Source organism: Pseudobutyrivibrio xylanivorans DSM 14809, assembly GCF_900141825.1.
GTDB lineage: Bacteria > Bacillota > Clostridia > Lachnospirales > Lachnospiraceae > Pseudobutyrivibrio > Pseudobutyrivibrio xylanivorans.
Genome location: NZ_FQYQ01000052.1, coordinates 1 through 1,987, shown reverse-complemented (window position 1 = coordinate 1,987; position 1,987 = coordinate 1). Strand labels below are relative to the sequence as shown.

General features: G+C 39.8%; 3 protein-coding genes. All 3 read right to left on the bottom strand.

Features of this window, described 5'->3' with window-relative positions; genetic code table 11:
- Positions 1 to 1,052: IS66 family transposase (gene tnpC, locus BUA88_RS15775; RefSeq protein ID WP_072919718.1), on the bottom strand; the 1,052-nt coding region annotated here is incomplete at its 3' end.
- Positions 1,053 to 1,321: 269 nt separating this feature from the next.
- Positions 1,322 to 1,684, bottom strand: coding sequence for an IS66 family insertion sequence element accessory protein TnpB (gene tnpB, locus BUA88_RS15770; protein WP_072919716.1), 363 nt, complete (start codon positions 1,682 to 1,684; stop codon positions 1,322 to 1,324).
- Positions 1,674 to 1,987, bottom strand: a 314-nt coding sequence (locus tag BUA88_RS16270; RefSeq protein WP_072919715.1) for a hypothetical protein, incomplete at its 5' end; no start/stop codon positions are given. The genes tnpB and BUA88_RS16270, both read right to left, overlap by 11 nt.

The following is a 1,987-nucleotide window of genomic DNA, read 5'->3' as shown; positions in this document are numbered from 1 at the left end:
GCCTTTAAGGCTTCATCAAATCGGCGTCTTGCATGCGCCCAGCATCCTGCGATTGTCAAGTCTTCTCGTTCCTTTTCAATGGAATGATAAACCTGATAGCCATCTGTAACACAGATGCCTTTGAAATCCTTGAGAAATTCTCTTGGATGATCGGACTTTCTAGTCCGCTGGTAATCATAGATTACAATCGGTTTATCCTTGTACATCTTACCTGTACGGTAAACCCACATGTAACTCTTTGAACCAGCATTTCGACCATCTTTGTTAACGAGACAAGGTGTTTCGTCAGCTTGGATTACGTGGTAGTCATACAGATGCTCATGAAGATAATCATAAAAGACTGCTAAATATCTGTCAGCGCACTGGATAACCCAGTTTGCCATAGTTTGGCGTGATATGTTAATACCAACTCTGTTGTATTCGGCTTCAATACGATATAGCGGCATCGCATTTACGTATTTAGCATTATAAACGCCGGCAACAGTACTTGCTGAAGCAAGGCTGTTTCTAAGTAGCTGCTTTGGATGATTAGCTTTAACCATTCGTTCTGATTTGGAGCCAGAATAAACAGCCACAAGATGTTTCTCAACTGAAACAGAGGCAGGTGTGTATTTGTACCTTATATATTCCTCGTCAGGAAGACGCTTCCAGGGTTCATCACCAAAGAAGTCCTTAAGTTCTTCCTCAGTCATTTCATGAGGAATTTCTTCAACAGGAAGACCTTTGATATCTTCTTCCTTTTTGCCTTTAGACTTCTTACGAGTGACGGTAATAGTTTCTTCATCCTCGTCATCAAAGTAATCGTCTACAAAGGCTTCTGCCTCATTGAAAATGATTTCGCCATCCTCGATGGTAAATGACAGTTGGTTAGATTCATCAGATTTCTCAGATGAACGACCAAAGCGCTGACGATTCATATCAGCCATCTGTTCAAGCAGAAGCTGCATCTTGTTATCGATAGATTCAAGCTGCTCCTGCTGATTTAAAAACAGCTGTATTAGCATTGCTTTGTCAAGGTTATTCAGTTGTTCCTCTGTGAATTTAACTGACATAATCGCTCCATTTCTTATGGAACTATTATAGCTGAAATGCTGTATTTAAGCTAATTCACAGCACTTTAGCATTCGTCATAATGCCTATATTTGTAGGCTTCATAGAGTTTATATATGAAAGGCTAATAATTAGTCATTTCAATTGATTTAATGGTATTTCCAGAGAAAATATGCCCACATATGAGCCTTATTCAAGGCTTTATGCAAGAGAAAAACCGCTTAAAATCAGCGTTTCTTGGACACTTAAAAATTCTCTGTTTTATACAAAACTAAACGATTTCTTTATGCTCTTTGAGTTCTGAAATCGGATGTTTGGCAACTATAGTAAAACCACTCATTAGCCTTTGATACTGTTCAGCTGAAATTGCCAGAGCTTCTGACTCAGTCCTAGGCCAGGCAAAAGCACCAACCTCAAGTCTTTTATAAAGAAGGAGAAAACCATCACCTTCCCAAACAAGGCCTTTTATCTTGGTTGCTTTTCTACCGCAAAACAAAAACAGGGTATCCTTGTCAAAAGGATCAAGATTGAATCTCAGCTTTACAAATGATGCCAACCCATCAATACCCTGACGAAGGTCAGTGTAACCTGTTGCGATGTAAATTTTCTTAAAACTGGTGGTATCATTGAGCATGGCTTATGGCTCCTATCAGTTTTAATAGAAATGCTTCTGAAATATCTTCTGATATTTCAATCCTAGCATTGCCACAGATGATTGAGGCTACGCCATGTGCTACTGGTTTTGGCTCCGCGATAGCAGGTGGTAATTCCACAAAAGTTGGTTCACTAACAACCATCTCGTTAGATTCATCTGTAGTCTGAAGCTGACTTGCGAAATAGTTCTGAACTCGTCGCATGTGATCATAGAAGGTTGGTGGTTTAATATCGTGAAGGGCACACCATTCACGAACTGTCATGTCTTTGGGTCTGGAATTGA

Excerpts from the sequence above, each read along its gene's own strand:
- tnpB (WP_072919716.1), bottom strand. The coding sequence starts at position 1,684 with ATGCTCAATGATACCACCAGTTTTAAGAAAATTTACATCGCAACAGGT.